20 protein-coding genes are annotated in these 16,299 nt (G+C 28.4%); all 20 read left to right on the forward strand.

Annotated features, from left to right (window positions below):
• Positions 1-440 (forward strand): hypothetical protein (locus tag ACFOWD_RS00255; protein ID WP_377407127.1); only part of this gene is annotated, 440 nt, incomplete at its 5' end.
• Between the two features lie 367 nt (positions 441-807).
• Positions 808-1,419 (forward strand): hypothetical protein, encoded by a 612-nt coding sequence (locus ACFOWD_RS00260; RefSeq protein WP_377407129.1) that lies wholly within the window; start codon positions 808-810, stop codon positions 1,417-1,419.
• Between the two features lie 146 nt (positions 1,420-1,565).
• Positions 1,566-2,171: a hypothetical protein gene (locus tag ACFOWD_RS00265; RefSeq protein WP_377407131.1), complete on the forward strand. Its 606-nt coding sequence runs from the start codon at positions 1,566-1,568 to the stop codon at positions 2,169-2,171.
• A 151-nt stretch (positions 2,172-2,322) separates the two neighbouring features.
• Positions 2,323-3,030: a hypothetical protein gene (locus ACFOWD_RS00270; RefSeq protein WP_377407133.1), complete on the forward strand. Its 708-nt coding sequence runs from the start codon at positions 2,323-2,325 to the stop codon at positions 3,028-3,030.
• 139 nt (positions 3,031-3,169) lie between these two features.
• Entirely contained in the window at positions 3,170-3,826 is a 657-nt protein-coding gene (locus ACFOWD_RS00275) for a hypothetical protein (protein WP_377407135.1), read from the forward strand.
• A gap of 85 nt (positions 3,827-3,911) precedes the next feature.
• Positions 3,912-4,535, forward strand: a complete 624-nt coding sequence (locus tag ACFOWD_RS00280) for a hypothetical protein (protein WP_377407137.1) — start codon at positions 3,912-3,914, stop codon at positions 4,533-4,535.
• A 150-nt stretch (positions 4,536-4,685) separates the two neighbouring features.
• Positions 4,686-5,375, forward strand: coding sequence for a DUF6843 domain-containing protein (locus ACFOWD_RS00285; RefSeq protein ID WP_377407139.1), 690 nt, complete (start codon positions 4,686-4,688; stop codon positions 5,373-5,375).
• A gap of 150 nt (positions 5,376-5,525) precedes the next feature.
• Complete coding sequence (locus ACFOWD_RS00290) at positions 5,526-5,819, forward strand: barstar family protein (RefSeq protein WP_377407141.1); 294 nt, start codon at positions 5,526-5,528, stop codon at positions 5,817-5,819.
• Positions 5,820-6,266, forward strand: a complete 447-nt coding sequence (locus ACFOWD_RS00295; RefSeq protein ID WP_377407143.1) for an RDD family protein — start codon at positions 5,820-5,822, stop codon at positions 6,264-6,266.
• Between the two features lie 172 nt (positions 6,267-6,438).
• The gene (locus tag ACFOWD_RS00300; RefSeq protein WP_377407145.1) at positions 6,439-6,888 is read left to right on the forward strand and encodes a hypothetical protein; all 450 of its coding nucleotides are present in this window, start codon (positions 6,439-6,441) and stop codon (positions 6,886-6,888) included.
• A gap of 193 nt (positions 6,889-7,081) precedes the next feature.
• Positions 7,082-8,389 carry an SBBP repeat-containing protein gene (locus tag ACFOWD_RS00305; RefSeq protein WP_377407147.1) on the forward strand — a complete coding sequence of 436 codons (1,308 nt, stop codon included), beginning with the start codon at positions 7,082-7,084 and terminating at the stop codon, positions 8,387-8,389.
• 191 nt (positions 8,390-8,580) lie between these two features.
• The gene (locus ACFOWD_RS00310) at positions 8,581-9,078 is read left to right on the forward strand and encodes a hypothetical protein (protein ID WP_377407149.1); all 498 of its coding nucleotides are present in this window, start codon (positions 8,581-8,583) and stop codon (positions 9,076-9,078) included.
• A gap of 230 nt (positions 9,079-9,308) precedes the next feature.
• A complete protein-coding gene (locus tag ACFOWD_RS00315; RefSeq protein ID WP_377407151.1) occupies positions 9,309-9,578 on the forward strand; it encodes a hypothetical protein in 270 nt (89 codons plus the stop codon).
• A 152-nt stretch (positions 9,579-9,730) separates the two neighbouring features.
• On the forward strand, positions 9,731-10,225 hold the full coding sequence (locus tag ACFOWD_RS00320) for a hypothetical protein (protein WP_377407153.1): 495 nt from the start codon (positions 9,731-9,733) through the stop codon (positions 10,223-10,225).
• 151 nt (positions 10,226-10,376) lie between these two features.
• Entirely contained in the window at positions 10,377-10,808 is a 432-nt protein-coding gene (locus ACFOWD_RS00325; protein ID WP_377407155.1) for a hypothetical protein, read from the forward strand.
• Between the two features lie 278 nt (positions 10,809-11,086).
• A complete protein-coding gene (locus ACFOWD_RS00330) occupies positions 11,087-11,827 on the forward strand; it encodes a LytTR family transcriptional regulator DNA-binding domain-containing protein (protein ID WP_377407157.1) in 741 nt (246 codons plus the stop codon).
• A 143-nt stretch (positions 11,828-11,970) separates the two neighbouring features.
• On the forward strand, positions 11,971-12,594 hold the full coding sequence (locus tag ACFOWD_RS00335) for a DUF2306 domain-containing protein (RefSeq protein WP_377407159.1): 624 nt from the start codon (positions 11,971-11,973) through the stop codon (positions 12,592-12,594).
• A gap of 4 nt (positions 12,595-12,598) precedes the next feature.
• Complete coding sequence (locus ACFOWD_RS00340; RefSeq protein WP_377407161.1) at positions 12,599-14,125, forward strand: amidohydrolase family protein; 1,527 nt, start codon at positions 12,599-12,601, stop codon at positions 14,123-14,125.
• 37 nt (positions 14,126-14,162) lie between these two features.
• Complete coding sequence (locus ACFOWD_RS00345; protein ID WP_377407163.1) at positions 14,163-14,855, forward strand: cyclase family protein; 693 nt, start codon at positions 14,163-14,165, stop codon at positions 14,853-14,855.
• A gap of 152 nt (positions 14,856-15,007) precedes the next feature.
• Positions 15,008-16,114, forward strand: a complete 1,107-nt coding sequence (locus ACFOWD_RS00350; protein WP_377407165.1) for a hypothetical protein — start codon at positions 15,008-15,010, stop codon at positions 16,112-16,114.
• Positions 16,115-16,299: the final 185 nt, after the last annotated feature.

Raw genomic sequence — 16,299 nt, forward strand, 5'->3', positions numbered from 1 at the left:
TACACAAGCTGAAAAACGAACTCAAATTGATAAAAAAGTTACTAATTGGAATTTTATTACTCGGAATAATATCCATAATCGGATATTTCGTTTTTTTGGCAAATTTTGAAATTTTTGACGAACCAACAGAAACGGAATTAAAAGTAGAATGCGATTACGAAGGTTTACGTAAAGTAAAAATGACCGAAATGACTGGAAATGCAACTGCGAATAGGTCAATTCATATTTACGCAACTAATTGCAATTACGATGAAAATATTGAACTTGAATCAATCTTTGTCGCAAGTGCTGGATTCATAAAACCAAAAGATGTCAATTTTGAGTGGAAAAGTTTTGACACTTTGACAATTAGATACAATAAAAAACTAGAGATTTTCAAACAAAAAACAGAATCGGAATCTGTAACCCCAAAAATAATATTTGAATATATAGCAGATTAAATGAAAACATTTCGATTCATATTAATTGTAATTCTATCAATAATAATATTGCTGACAACTTATTTTATAATTGACAGATATGTATTTAATCCAAATATGAAAGGAATTAGTCCTGTCGATATTAAAAACATTTTGGTTTATTTAATTTTCCCTTTAATTATTTCAATTTTAATAATTTGGTTTATTGAGAGACGGACAAAAACAATAAAAAAATAAAAGCCAGTGTACAACACCGTATAAAATTAATTGCTAGTGCAAGCTTACTTACGAAAATCCTCGCGGATTTTCTATTCAGTTTGTATTTGCTAAATTAGGTGCTTAAACAACGCAACTAATCTTATACAAACACGTTAGCCACAATACCAAAATGAAAACAGCCAAGTACATTTTGTTTTTATTTTTAATATTAAGTTGTTCAGTTAACAAGTTAACAAAAAAACAATTCTATATTTTAAATGAAAATCTTTATGGAAATCTTAAAAATGGATTTCCAGAAAAAGATACATTAATTGAAATCAAGAAAGGAAAAACTTTAAGTATTGGAAAAGTAGCAGTTGGTAAAGGTGAGGTTTCAAATCTAAAGTTTGGAAATTGGAAAAAATTTAATGAAAAAGGAATTTTACTTACTGAAGGACAATACAAAATTGGAAAATATGAAGATTGTGGAATGGGTGGACTTGAACAGGTTTTTTACTACTATAAAACTGGAATTTGGAAATTTTTTAATGAAAGTGGTGAATTAGAGTTTGAATTAGAATTTATTCCAAAAAATCATAATATTGAAACACGTTGTGAAGGTGGAGAAAAAATGCTTTTTGGAATAGTTGAGGATATCCCTTTAAAATACAAAGGAAGAGTTAATGCTAAATTAATTTTTGAGTTACAAAAAATTGAATATGAAGACCCTTACGTAAACACTATCACAACTCCTTTAAACGGAAAAGTTTTTGTTAAAACTAAAATAAAGCAAAGTGGCTAACAACGTGTATAAAAAATTGCTACTTTTAGCTTAATCAAAATTAGTTGCTTTTTTGCAAACTTCTGAATTTCCTTCGGAAATTCCTCGTTCACAAAAAACGCAACTTTTCATAACACAAACACGTTGGCAACAATTAAAAACGAAAAATGAAAAACATTCTATATTTTATATTTTTATTGACTTCAATCACATTTAGTCAGAATAAAGATATTAATATAACAATGGAAGAAGTTTTAATTAATTCAGATATTCAAGAACTTTTGGATTTTGAAAATATCAACTATTTAAAGATAAAATTTAGTGGCGAAAAATTAGTTGGTAAAAAATACGTATTGACTGTAAAGGAAATTTGGAAAGGAAAAGTAAAATCTGAAAGTGAAATCTTAAACTCTAAAACATTTCCATTTGAAGATTGGAAAGAAATAAATGACACAATTTTAGAGATTAATGTAATTTCTAAACTCTCGAAAAAGAAAAATTTGAAAATGGTTTTTAAAACACCAAGAGTTAAAATCACGAAAAATTTTAAAGCCATAAATTCAAATAATTACCATTTTACAGATTTAATTGACTCTAATAAGGAAAAAGTATCATTTGGAAAAAAGTTTTATTTATTATCAAATGCTTTAATGTATGAATATGATGGAACTTTACGCTCTTTTGTAGGTGGAATTAATAATGGAGACGTTTTGAAATGGGGAGATAAATATGGAATAAAACATTATCTGATATTTGAAATGAAAATTGAATAAATAAAAAACTGTTGCCAACAACGTGTATATTTTATTGCTTGCTTTTAGCCAACTTACGAAAATCCTCGCGGATTTTCTATTCAGTATTTATTTGCTAAATTTACGCTAAACCGTCGCAACAAAGCATACACAAACACGTTATAAACAAGTTATGAAAAGAAGCTATTTTCTAATAATCTTATTATTTGGAATTATTTCTTGTCAAAAGAAAGAACCTAAAAATGTATGGATACAATCGAGAAATAAAGCGTTAACATCTGAAAATGGATTTTCTTATTTTTCTAAAAATTCAATAATGGACTTTAATAAACTAGAAAGATACCATTTTGCAATACCAAAAGATTCAACAAAAAAATTCTTAGTTGATTATAAAAAGAAAACTATTATAATAGATTCAAAATTTGAATTTGATTATAAACTATTTGAGAAAGATTCTTTAGAAATATATTACCCTGAACAAAATTTAACAGAAGTATTCATTCCTTTGAGTTTAGAAAAAAAACTGAATCTAGAAAAGAAGGAGATTGAAGGAAAACTAATAAATAAAAAATTCAATTCTATAAACGGAGATATAAATTTTGAATTTTCTAATAAATTTCATGCAAACGGAAATTCTATATACTATGACAAAGTTAAAACTAATAGAATTTTAAAAACCAAATACTTAAAAAATAAAGAAACAACTGGATATTGGTATTTAGGAGAAAAAGAAAAGAATTTTTTTCTTGTTTTAAATTTCGATGACAATGAAGAATTTGTGTACCATATTTTAAAATTTAATGAAAATCAAATAAACATTAATGGAATTAATACATCAGGAATTTCAAATAAAATTCAGGAATTAAAAACCAGTTTATAACAATGTGTATACTTAATTGCTTAACCGTTTTTTCCTTTGGAAAAAACTCGCACACAGCCAATTTTGGTAATTTTTTATTTACTTTTAGCTTAACAAAACGCAACTAAGCATAAGCACTAAAACGTTACCTGCAAGCTGAATGAACAACACGCTGAAAAAAATAACACCATTTCTGATTTTATCAATATCGTCTATAATTTATGCGATATTCATTGTAATCAAGGAAAGAAATTTAGGTTGGGGATTTTTTATTGTTTTAACCTTAATTGTTGGTGGAATTATACTTTTTGCAATTGACTTTGGACTAAAAAAATGGTTGAAGAATTATAAGAAGATATTTCTTACTCAATTAGCTTTAGCTTTATTAGTAATTGTGTTTTATGGCTATAAGTTCAATCGGACAAAAACACTCATTATACCAACAGAATTTGAAAAAAGTTATGTAACCATAATTTATGGAGTTGAAAACTCGAAAGATTTATCTATATCAGCTTTGACTTGGAATAAAAAAATAGAAATACCAAAGAACGGAATTCTTTTAACGTCATCTGACTTTAATGAAAACCTGCGGGAAACAGATATGAAAATGGATTCTGGAATCTATTTAAACTCTGACGAAACCGAAAAAGGATTTACTCGAATGACAGAATCGGAATTTGAATCAAATGGTCGGAATTATAAATTTAGAACTTGGAAAATACAAAACGGATTTTGTTGCACATATACATCAAAAGAAGTGGAAAAATATAAAACGGAATTAAAAACGGAATTTGAAAAAATAAAAGCCAGCAGGTAACACCGTATATAATTTATTGCTTGGTTCTCGCCTACTTACGAAAATCCTCGCGGATTTTCTATTCGGTTTTTATTTGCTAAATTACGTGCTAAACCACGCAACAAACCATATACAAACACGTTACAAGCAAGCTGAAAACGAAATGGAAGAAAGCATAATATTTGAAATACTAAATAAGTCAAAGTCCGAAAAAGAATTAATTGGAATTTGGCAATATGGAGAAGATAACGGATTTTTAATGGGTTACGTTATTGATTTCAATGAAGATTTAGTTTTGTTCCAGCACTATACTAATCATGGAAAAAAAGACGGAATTATAACACTTCAAGTTGCAGGAATTCAAAACGTTGATTTTAACGATGATTATGCAAAAGCAATGGAATGTTTAATTGAATATTCAGACATAATTGACAAACAACCTGGTTTCAAATTGAAACTGAATAGAACCGAAGATTGGCAAACGGAATTGATTAAGCAATTATCTGAAAATAGTGAGATTATTGTAAGTTTAGAAATAAACAATAGTTATTATTCAGGTTATGTAACAAGAGCAACTGAATCTGATTTTGTTCTACATTGCGTAGGCAAAATGGGAGAAGACGAAGGAAAAGTTGTTTATAGAATTGAAGATGTGACTGAATTTAAAATACACGACTTTGATGACAGAAAAAAAGATTTATTGTTTAAATGGAGAAAAGCCAGCTTGTAACAACGTGTATATTCAATTGCTAACTTATTGCCTACTTTGGAAAATCCTCTCGGATTTTCCATTCAGTAATTATTTGCTAACTTTAATGCTAAAACAACGCAACTAAATCATACACAAACACGTTGTAGCTAATTAAGGGCTGAAAAAACTATGAAATCAAAAATCGGAATTGGATTAATTATTTTATCATTTATAATTTGTCTAAATCCATATTTTTTAATTTTTGGAATTCCTACTTTTTTAGTTGGTTCTTTAATTTTATTTCGTTCAAATAAAAATTTAAAATCAAAACTTCTTTGGTTTTTTACACCTTTAATAATTTGGTATCCAATTATGAATTTGTTCATATTTATTACAGGAATAATTGGAACAGCTACTGCTCAAAAATTAGATTTTATTTTTCCTGAAAATTTCAAAGGGAAAGCCATAATAGTTTCGAATATGCCTTGTGGTCAGGAAGTGGAATTTTATAAAAATAGAGAACAGATTAAAATACCAGAAAGTGGAATTTTACTCTATCAAGGAGAACTTAAATACGGTTATATAAATCATAAATATTACTCAATAGATAAAAATGGGAAAAAGTCTGAACTATTAGCTTTGTACAATTATATGTTTTGGGACGACTATGAAAACCCTCCTAAAACTGAAAAATTCGGAGTTTGGTCAGGAGGTGGAGGACAAAAATATTTTAATAATTCAAATGAAATTATGTACTCTTATAGTGAATTCATTTTAAGTTCAAAAGACAGTTTGAATAAATTGAATGACTTTAAAAAAAATAAGGAATTTGAAAAGAAAATAGATAGCTTAGTTTTAAATTGTATGAAAAAAAACTAGCTACAACACCGTTTATAAAAAATTGCTATTTTTAGCTAAACTTTAAGTTTGTTGCTTTTTTGCAAACTTCTGAATTTCCTTCGGAAATTCCTCGTTCACAAAATCGCAACTTTCCATAAACAAACACGTTACCATACATTTAAAAACGAAATGCAAAAATTCATAATTAGAGGAAAAAGATTAAAAAACTGGAAAACATTTCACGCTGAATTTAAAAAAGAAATGCACTTTCCAGACTATTATGGAAAAAATATGAATGCTTGGATTGACTGTATTGATGAGCTATCTAATGAATTGACAATTTTACAGATTAAAAACGGAAAATACTTAAAAGAAAATGTTCCTGAATTGTTCAATGCAATTTTAGAATGTGGAGCTTTTGTGAATCATAGAAAAATAGATGTTGGAGAAAATCCAAACCTTATAATTGCAACAGACTATTAAATGAACGAATTAAAACAGATTACAAAAATAAAAACAGAAGCTAATATTGGTAACAGGTTTGTTGCTGGATTAATCGATTTTATAATTGTGTATGGATTTTTAGTAATTCTTTTCATAACAATTGGAGAACAAAATAGTGATGGAAGCTACTCTATAAGTGGCGCTCCTGCATTTATTCCAATTATATTTTGGTTTTTAGTAATAGTTGGAATGGAATGTACTGTTGGAGCAACTATTGGTAATTTGATTATTGGTTTAAAACCAATTCCAATTGACGGAGAAGAACGAAAACTAACTTTTGGAGAATCCTTTAAAAGACATTTTTTAGATTCTTTAGACTTTTCTCCTATTGGATATTTATTAATAAAAAACACTGAAAAAAATCAAAGAATTGGAGATTTATGGGCGAAAACTATTGTTATTAAAACTGTACAAGAAGGAAATTAAATAGGACAAAAAACGTATGGTAACAACGTGTATATTCAATTGCTTTTAAAAACCTACTTTGGAAAATCCTCGCGGATTTTCCATTCAGTAATTATTTGCTAAATTTAATGCATAAACCACGCAAGTGAAACATACACAAAAACGTTGTAGGTAATAAAAAAAATAGCGCAAATTGAAACATTTTGACAGAGTTGGAATTTATGAATATCCTGAAAAATATATTATTGTAACAATAGACACTTTAAAAGAAGGAGGTGGAATTCATACTGAAAATATAAGTTCTGTTTCTAAAGAAATTGGAGAAATTGAATTATCTGAATTAGTTTTAAAACATTTGAATTTATCAAAAAGTGGAGTTGAAAGTTATGACTTTCAAAAAGCTGGAGAGGAATTTATTAAAGCAACTGGATTTAAAACTATTAAAGCTCAAATGAGGAATTCAAAATATGTTTCCATAGATAGAAATAATGGAATTTTTAATGTTAGTTTAACAAAAAACGGAGGAACTTCTGGACCAAAAAAAGGATATCAATATACAGGAGAAATAATTGAATTTAAATCGCCTAAAGAAATTATTGAAATCGGAATTAAAGTAAAAAAAGGACTTGAATTATCTGAATAAATTACTACCTATAACACTGTATAAACTTTATTGCTGCTAAATTTTTCCTTCGGAAAAATACGCAGGCACAAAGTTGTTTAATAATTTGCTTATTTTTAGCATACCTAAAACGCAACAAAGCTTATACCAAAACGTAGCATGTAATTTTATGAAAACCATTACACTATTATACCTTTTTATAATAATAACTATATTGTCATCATGCAGGGCTGACAAAAAAGTAATTTGGATTGAACAAGCTGGGGATATAAATTCAAAAGCTAATGGATTTTCTATAACCAGTGATAATTTAGGTAATGTCTATACAACTGGAAATTTCTCAGGAAAACTATCTTTTTCAGGTATACAAACTATAGAATCAGAAGATGACGACGACTGTTTCATTTCAAAATATGACAAAAACGGAAAATTTCAATGGGTAAAAACAATTTCTGGTAACTCTGATGAATCAGGAAACTCTATTACTGTCGATAACAATCAAGATATAATTGTAGTTGGCAACTTTTATGAAGAGATTAAAATTGACCAAACTAAAATTAAAGCAAAAGGAAATGCAGATGTTTTCATTGCAAAATACAATAGACTAGGTGTCTTAATTTGGTTCAAAGTTCTTGGTAGTTATAGAATGGATGATGCACATGAAGTAAAAGTAGATAGTTCTAATAATATTTATTTAGTTGGCAGATTAAGTGACACAATCAAGGTAGATAATGTTATTTTAAAATCACATGGAGGAATTGATGGTTTTATAATGAAATTCACCACTGAAGGCAGAATAATCTTTGGAAAAACAATAGGAGGAAATGAAGATGACGATATAGATGATATTTCTTTAGACAACAATAAAATTTATATCTCTGGTGTTGTAAGTGATTCTGTCTTCTATGATTCAAGATTGATTTTATCTACAGGCTATTTGACACAATATTTTGCTAAAATTAATAATAAAGGTAATTTTAGTTGGATTAAAACTTACGGTGAAGATTCTAATCACGAAATTTGGGATATGAATGTTGATAGATTGGGGAGCATCTATCTTACTGGATATCAAAGCGGAGCAATTACAATTAACAACATAAAATACCCTACTATTTCGAACAAAGACTACTCTATGTACTTGGTCAAATTTACGGAAAAAGGAAATATGGAATGGTTTCGTAATTTTTCAACAAATGGGTATGGGTATGGTCATTCAATAGGTATAGATGAAAAAGATAATATCTTTTTATCTGGTACGTTTTATAAGGGTATTCAAATAAATCGAAAAAAATATAAAACAAAAGGTGGTTCAGGAAATATATTATTGAAGTTTAATCAGAAAGGAAAAATCATAGACAAACATATCTTGTCTAATAATGGTAGTGTTGATTTATGGGAAATAAATGTTTCTAAATTTGATAATAATATAATAGGTATTGGTCGATTTACGGGGAGATTAAACAACGAGATAAAAACAGGTGACAAGAAAGATGTTTTAGTAATAAAAATAAAAAATGAATAAGAAACTACATGCAACACCGTATAAAATTTATTGCTAGTTCTAGCCTACTTAGGCAAGTCTTCGCGGACTTTCTTGGTCAGTAATTATTTACTAAAATAGTTGCTTAAAACACGCAACAAACCATATACAACAACGTTGTAGGTAATTAAATGAAAATACTAACGAACATATTAATTTTACTGATTTCTAATTTGACTTTAGCACAAATTGAGAAACAAAATGACACACTCGAAATTTGGACTCTTTTCAGTATTGGCAACTTTGTAAATCAAAATGCGGAAAAAATAATTGAAAAAGAATGGCCATTTAAAATAAAGGGAATTGCAGGAGATTCATTTATTGAAAGTTTAGTTGATAGTGTTGAAATTCATAACAATAAAATTTGGAATTATTTAGATTCTAATGGATATTCAAATTCAAAGAAAAAGTTTGAATCAGATTTACTCGCTGAAATTATCCGAATAAAAAAAGCAGTAGAAATTTCACAATCAAATAAAAAAGTATCTGAATTATATGCCAACTTGAGAAAAAGGAAATTGCAAGATTACACGGAGTTAAAAAAAGAAAATAATTCAAAATATGAATTTACCGTATTTAGCTTTGACCTGAAAAATATAGAAAAAGAGCAAAACTTTGAATTTAAATTCTCATCTGATTTGAAAAAAGAAAAAACAAAGATTATTGAATAAAAACTACCTACAACACCGTATAAAAAAAATTGCTAAATTAGTGCTTAACCAAAGTTGGAGTTTTAATCACTATTGTTGGATTTCTATTTGGACTATCAATTGTTATAATTCTTTTTGCACGAACTTATTTACCATTTGAAATGAAATTAATTTTTTATTTTAAATTAATAAGTAAAAATTTTTACATATCATTTCTTATTTCAATTTTAGTTATAGTTTTTGGTTTTAAAATGAGTGAATTAAAAACTTATTCTGAAACAATCTTGATTTTAGAAGAGAATAAAATACTTTTTAAAAAAAACGGAGAAATTATTGAATTGCCAAAATGGAAAATAAATAGAATAATAGAAAGAAAAAACAATAATGAGAATATTGAAAAAATAAGAATAAAAACCAATGTTGGGAAAGAATATGAATTAATAACTGAAATCGGAGTATTAAAAAAGTTAAAAATAATTTTTCCTTATAAAATTAAGCTAAATAAAAAAAACGTTGGGTAACAACGTGTATAAAAAATTGCGTAATTTAGTGCTTAATCAAAGGCAGTTGCATTTTTGTTACGTCTGAATTTCCTTCGGAAATTCCTCGTTCACAAAAAACGCAACTTTTCATAACACAAACACGTTGTGTGTAATATAAACTGAACTCTGAATTGAAGAAAATAGATTGGATTTTACTTTTTAGTTATCTCGGAATTAACCTTATTGTTTGGTTAATTTACTTCTTAGATTTGTACAATAGAGAATTTATATCTGAATTTTATTTTACTATTCCATTTATATTCACTTTTCTGATTTTTGATATTTTTCACAAACGGTTTTGGAACAAAAAAATATTACTTATTTGGGGAATTATTGGAGTAGCTCAATTGGTTATTTATTTTTCCTTCAAAGATTTACCTGAATTACAAGCAGTAAATGGAAATCACTTGGTATGGCTGAAAGCTTTACCTCTTACAGTTCTAACCAGCTACATTCTGAATTTAATAAACCAATATAAATATGGAGATAATTTTATTGTTACAACAATGCGATTAGACCGTAAAAGTATAGATCCGAAAGATGGTCGGAAACTGAGAGACGCTGATTACTTGTTTTCTGTGATTGGAATTATGATAATAATATTTGGAACAGTATTTACGAAATAAAATACTACACACAACAACGTGTATAAAAAATTGCTAACTTTATGCTAACAGAAATAAGTTGCTATTTTGCTTACAACAATTTTCCTTCGGAAAATCGCCGTTCACAAAAATCGCAACTTTCCATATACAAACACGTTGTGTAACATTACCAATGAAACTCAAGGAATTCAAGATACATATTGAAAAAACTTTAGCTGAATTAAAACATTATGCTGAACTTCATTCTGGAGAAAAACTTCCTAATGATTTTGACTTTGAATGGAGGTTTTCTGAAAAAATAAAAGCATCTGGAAAGAAAAACGTGATTGAATTAATTGCGGAAAAAGTTTATATAAATGAGAATGAAATTTATCCTTGTGTTGATCTATTTGTGGAAAGAATAACTACTGAAAATCGTATTCTAGTTTCTGGAAGAATAGCTGGATTTCCACCTAAAAAATTCGGAAAAGGTTGGAGTAATAGACCTGGTCCATTTATTTATGGAATTGGAAATGGAATCTCAACTAAAAAAGTAAACTCAAATACGAAAGAATTTAAAAATATGCTTTATGAAAAAGGACTTTTACATTATAAGACTGAATAAAAAACGTTACACAACAACGTGTATATTTTATTGCTTTCTTTTAGCCAACTTACGAAAATCCTCGCGGATTTTCTATTCAGTATTTATTTGCTAAATTTACGCTAAACCAACGCAACAAAGTATACACAAACACGTTGTGCTTCATTATACCCCGTCTTGAATAAAAGCCCATTATTTAAGATATTGTAAACAAAAACACTGAATAATTATATCCTGATTTCTTATTTTTGATTCAAATTACTCAGTCAATTGATATCTTTCCTTTTACATTCTATGATATGAATACTTTAAATACATCCATAAAACATAATACATTTATTGGGGCCTTTATTTCAATTTGGTGCTTTTTATTTGCATTTTTCTCAAAACCTTTTGAGCATGGCACCATGGACACTCAAAAATGGATTTATGTAAGTGTTGGGTACAGCTTTATTACATTTTTTACATATCTTATTGTAAGTTACTATCAAAATATCATCTATAAAAAATTACAAAAATGGAGCGCTTTTCTTGAAATAAGTGTTTATATTTTATTCTACAGTTTATTCATACTAGTAAGTTACGCTTATTACAGGAGTTCAGTCATTCAGGGTACATATGGTTTTATTCAATATCTTACTAGTATAATTACTAATATAATTTTAATTCTAACACCTTTATTATTATTTATACGTTGGTATGCTTTAAAATTAATTCCAACAAAAGAAGATGAAATAACTATTATTGGTGATAATAAATTAGATGTATTAAAAATTAAACAGTCTGATTTAGTCTGTATTTCAAATGAGCAGAATTATGTAGAGATTTATTTTTTAGATAATTATAATTTAAAATCTAAATTAATCCGCAGTTCATTAAAAAGAATTAAATCCAATTATAATTTTTTAATCCAAATTCATCGATCACATTTAATTAACCCATCTCATTTTATATCTTGGAAAGATTCCAAAACGATTTTTATAACTCAAAAGGAATTACCAGTTTCAAAAAACTATAAAAATCAACTTTTTAAAATCTGATTTTCGTACCAAATACTATACTTTTTGTACCTGTTATATCCTCTTCTCACCTAAAATAAAGGCATATACACCTTCCTTGGTTTAACATTATTATAGTTGCTTTGCTCTATTTAGTTTTGCCCAAAAAATTAGAATAAATCAAAATGAAGAAGTTTAGTTGGGTTATATTTGGAAGCTTATGTGTGTTAATTAGCCTCTATCCAATCAAATATTTAATAAATGGCAAGTCCGTTGCACTGCTGTTGTCTAAATCTCCAGCATTATTAAATAGTCCTATTTATAATATCTCATTCTATACACACATTACTTTAGGTGGTATTGCACTCTTAATTGGATGGCTACAGTTTAGTAAGAAAATAAGAAGAAAGTACACCAAGCTACATAAATTTATTGGTAAAGTATATGTAATTGCTATATTAATTAGTGGTCCAGCTGGGTTTTATATTGCTTTTTTTGCCTCTGGTGGTATTTCAACAATATTAGGCTTTTCAATAGGAGCGTTGCTTTGGACTATAATAACTTATATAGGATATTTGAAAATAAAAGAAGGAAATATTGAGTCACATAAAAAATACATGATGTACAGTTATGCGGGTACCTTCGGAGCGGTAACTTTACGTTTGTGGTTACCTATTCTTATCTTCTTTTTTGGACGTTTTCTAATTGCATATCAAATTGTCGCGTGGTTAAGCTGGATTCCTAATTTCATAGTTGTCCATCTAATTTTAAAGAAAAAAAATCAGTTAATTAAAAATAAAATCAGTTAATATTATGAAAAATAAATCAATTAAAAAATGGGCAATTGCTGTGTTCTCAATTTTCACCATGATTGGTATCGTATCTTGTGTTGGAATAAAAAATCAAATTAAACAACACACAGGAGGTAAAACAGAAATAGTTGATGCTTCCTTATTCAACCCAATAACGTCACCCATTGCAATCATAAATGTAAATGTACTATCTCCCGACTGCTCTGAAATGATAGACAGCACAACAGTTCTAATCAAAGATGGATTAATTGAATCGGTAGCAAAAAATGTAACTATTCCAGAGGGTTTTGTCGAAGTCGACGGCCGCGGACAGTTCTTATTACCAGGATTTATTGACACCCATATGCATCTTCAAAGAAGTAAGAATGACCTCTTACTATATCTTGCCAATGGCGTGACCAGTGTAGCGGAACTTTTTGGTCAAGAAAGACACTTGAATTGGCGTGAAGCAGCTAAAAATGGAGCTCTAAGCCCTAACATATTTGTATCTACCAGAAAGCTAGGTAGCCAAAAAGGGTTGATGCCTAAGATAAGAAGTTGGTTTGGGGCAAGAGCAAATTATACAACGTTAAAACAGGCTCAAAAAGCAGTTAAAGCCTATAAACAGAAAGGATATGATGCGATAAAACTGAGTAGTTTTCTAAATTCTGAAATTTATAAAGCTTTGGTTGATGAAGCTCAAAAACAAGATATTCAAGCCATAGGCCATGTTAGTTCAAATGTTGGTTTAGAGCGGTTTTATACTTCTGGACAATCTCAATTGGCTCATGTGGAAGAGGTGGTAAAAAACTTGCAAAAATGTTTTGGTGGTGTGAATTCCAAAAATGCAGAAGAATTTCTTAAGTATGTTGAAGAGCAAGCTGATTCAATTTCAGTAAAGATAAGAGACAACAATATCGTAGTGAGTAGCACCCTTTGGTTAATGGAAAGTATTCCGAGGCAAATGTTTCAATGTGAGCAGTTTGTCAAAGAAATCCCCCTCGAATATGCCAATCCTGGTCAAGTTGAAGGCTCAAAAAAGGCAAAGGGATGGCTTCCTGACAACAATCACTATGAAAATGTTGAAGTATTGAAAGACCCTGAATGGAAAAGGCTTTCTGAGATTTACTGGAACACCTATGTGAAAGCCATTCACATTGTTACGAAATCAATGATAAAAAATAAGGTGATTTTGCTTGCTGGCACTGATGCTAATACTGCAGGTACGGTTCCAGGGTTTTCACTGCATGATGAGTTTGTTTCACTCAATAATGTTGGTATGAGCAATGCGCAAGTATTGCGTTCCACAACTTCAGATGCTGCTAAATGGATGAAAATGAATACAGGTAATATCGAAAAAGGTTATCAAGCCGATTTAGTACTTCTAAGCAAAAATCCATTAGAAGACATCAGCAACACCCAAAGTATTGAATCTGTAATTACTAACGGAAAGCTACTGAACAGAAAAGAATTAGATAAAATGCTTCAAGCGGTAAAGGAAGCGAATAATAGCAGTAGGAAGGTAAGTATTGATGAGTTTCTTGACTAAGCACAAAACATCTAAAAACTGAAACCAATCATATCATATGCCAGAAATTATTGATCTAAGCCAAGAAATCTATGAAGGAATGCCTGTCTATAAAGACTTGCCACAAGTTAAAATGAAGGTACACAATTCTCATGAGGAGTGGAACGGAATAAAAAATCCTATAACGAAAACTCCTGCTGTGCATAAATTAGAATTGGGTGAACACACCGGAACTCACGTTGATGCTATAAACCATATGGCAATTCAACACAAGGGGAAGTCAATTGACACTATGCCTTTGTCTATGTTTTATACAGAAGGAATATGTTTGGACTTTTCTCACAAAGGGTTGAAAGAGTTAATTGAACCTCTAGAAATTGAAAAAGCTTGTGCTAAAGCCAAACTAGAAATTAAAAAAGGAGATACTGTTTTGTTTTATACTAACCATTATCGAAAGAATTTCAATGGAAAAAACTGGAGTAATGGCCCCGGAATTTCAACAGCAACTGCTCGTTGGTTCGGCGATAAAAGCATATCAGCATTTGGAGTAGAAACCATGTCACCTGGTGTTTCAGGAGTATCTAATAAGGAAGTTCATGAAATTTGTGGAGAATTGAATTTTACGCATTATGAGAATTTGATAAATCTTCATTTATTGATTGGAAGAGGTAGATTTCAGTTTATCGGACTTCCGCTGAAAATTAAAGGAGGAACGGGATCACCGGTTAGAGCTGTTGCAGTTATGGCATAAAAATAACAAAAGCACAACACCGTATAAAATTAATAGCTTGGTTATAGCCTACTTCTAAAAATCCTCACTGACTTTCTATCTGTGATTTATTTGCTAATTTTAGTGCTTAAACCACGCAACTAATCTTATACAATCACGTTGGCAACAAGCACATGGAAGAATATCATTATAATTTAAAATTAGCCAGCAGAATTGCTAACCAATTATCTATTATAAGTCCTAGAAATAGTAATTATGAAAATTTAAAAAAAATCGATGTAGCAAAAAATATTTTTAAAAATTATGGAAATATAGGTGGTTTAGATCATCCTATTCAAAAAATGATTATTACAAACTTCTTAGACTTGAGATTAAGCTATTATTATGTGAGATTTTCTAAAATGCCAAATGTTTATTATTACTTTATAGAAAACAATTCATTTAAAATAATGGTAAAAAAATATGACAATGATTATTTCATAGGTATTTTTAGCGGTGTTTTTTATATAATTCAAGATTTAATATTTAAAGTTAATTCTAACACAGTCGATTCAAAGCTTAGTATAACTAATTTTCGGAATAACATTTCCTTTGATCAAAAAGATGAATCTAATCTTTTTAAGAATAATAATGCCTTATTTCATGAAAACATACCTCTTTTTCAAGTGATCTTTCAAACAATATTCACTCATGAACTTTGTCACATTATTAGAGGACACTTAGATCTTAAAGAAAATGAAAAATTATCTAGAAGTGAATTACAAACACTAGAAATGGATGCTGATTCCTTTTCTGTAAATTATTTTTTTATATTTAACATAGAACATCAAATTATTAATAAAGAAACAAGCTTTTTAAAACTAAGTAAGAAAAATATCGAGACTCTTGAAAATTATTTATTCTATACTTACATCTTTCTTAGATTTCAAAATTTAAATAAATTCGAAATTAACAAAACTCCGAATTTAAGACACCCTCCAACAATTATTAGATTAAAATTTATTATTGATAATATTTTAAGTATTTTAGAATTAAAAGTATTGGAAAAAGAAAAGCTATTACATTTCGCATCTAATAACATACCACAAATTATAAAAAAAGCTGAAGAAACTTACTTAAAAATAACTTATGACTCAGAGAAATTAATAAATTTTATTGAACTTTTTGATTCTAAAGAATTTGATGAATATAAAATTAAAATTTTTTCTAATTGGAATAAACTAAGAGATAAGCTTGTTAATTATTCTATCAGCGATTTACCAGAAAAAAATAACTTTTAACATCATACTTTCAATGCGTTTCTGAATAAAGCATCAAATTCTAGAAGTTGAAATATTGCATTAAATTCAACAATAAAAAACAAAGCCAGTTGCCAACACTGTATAAAATTAATTGCTATTTTAGTGCTTAGACAAAGTTCGTTGCATTTTTGCTACTTCTGATTTTCCTTCGGAAAATCCTCGGG

The sequence above is a fragment of the Polaribacter marinivivus genome, assembly GCF_042651285.1.
Taxonomy (GTDB): Bacteria; Bacteroidota; Bacteroidia; order Flavobacteriales; family Flavobacteriaceae; genus Polaribacter; species Polaribacter marinivivus.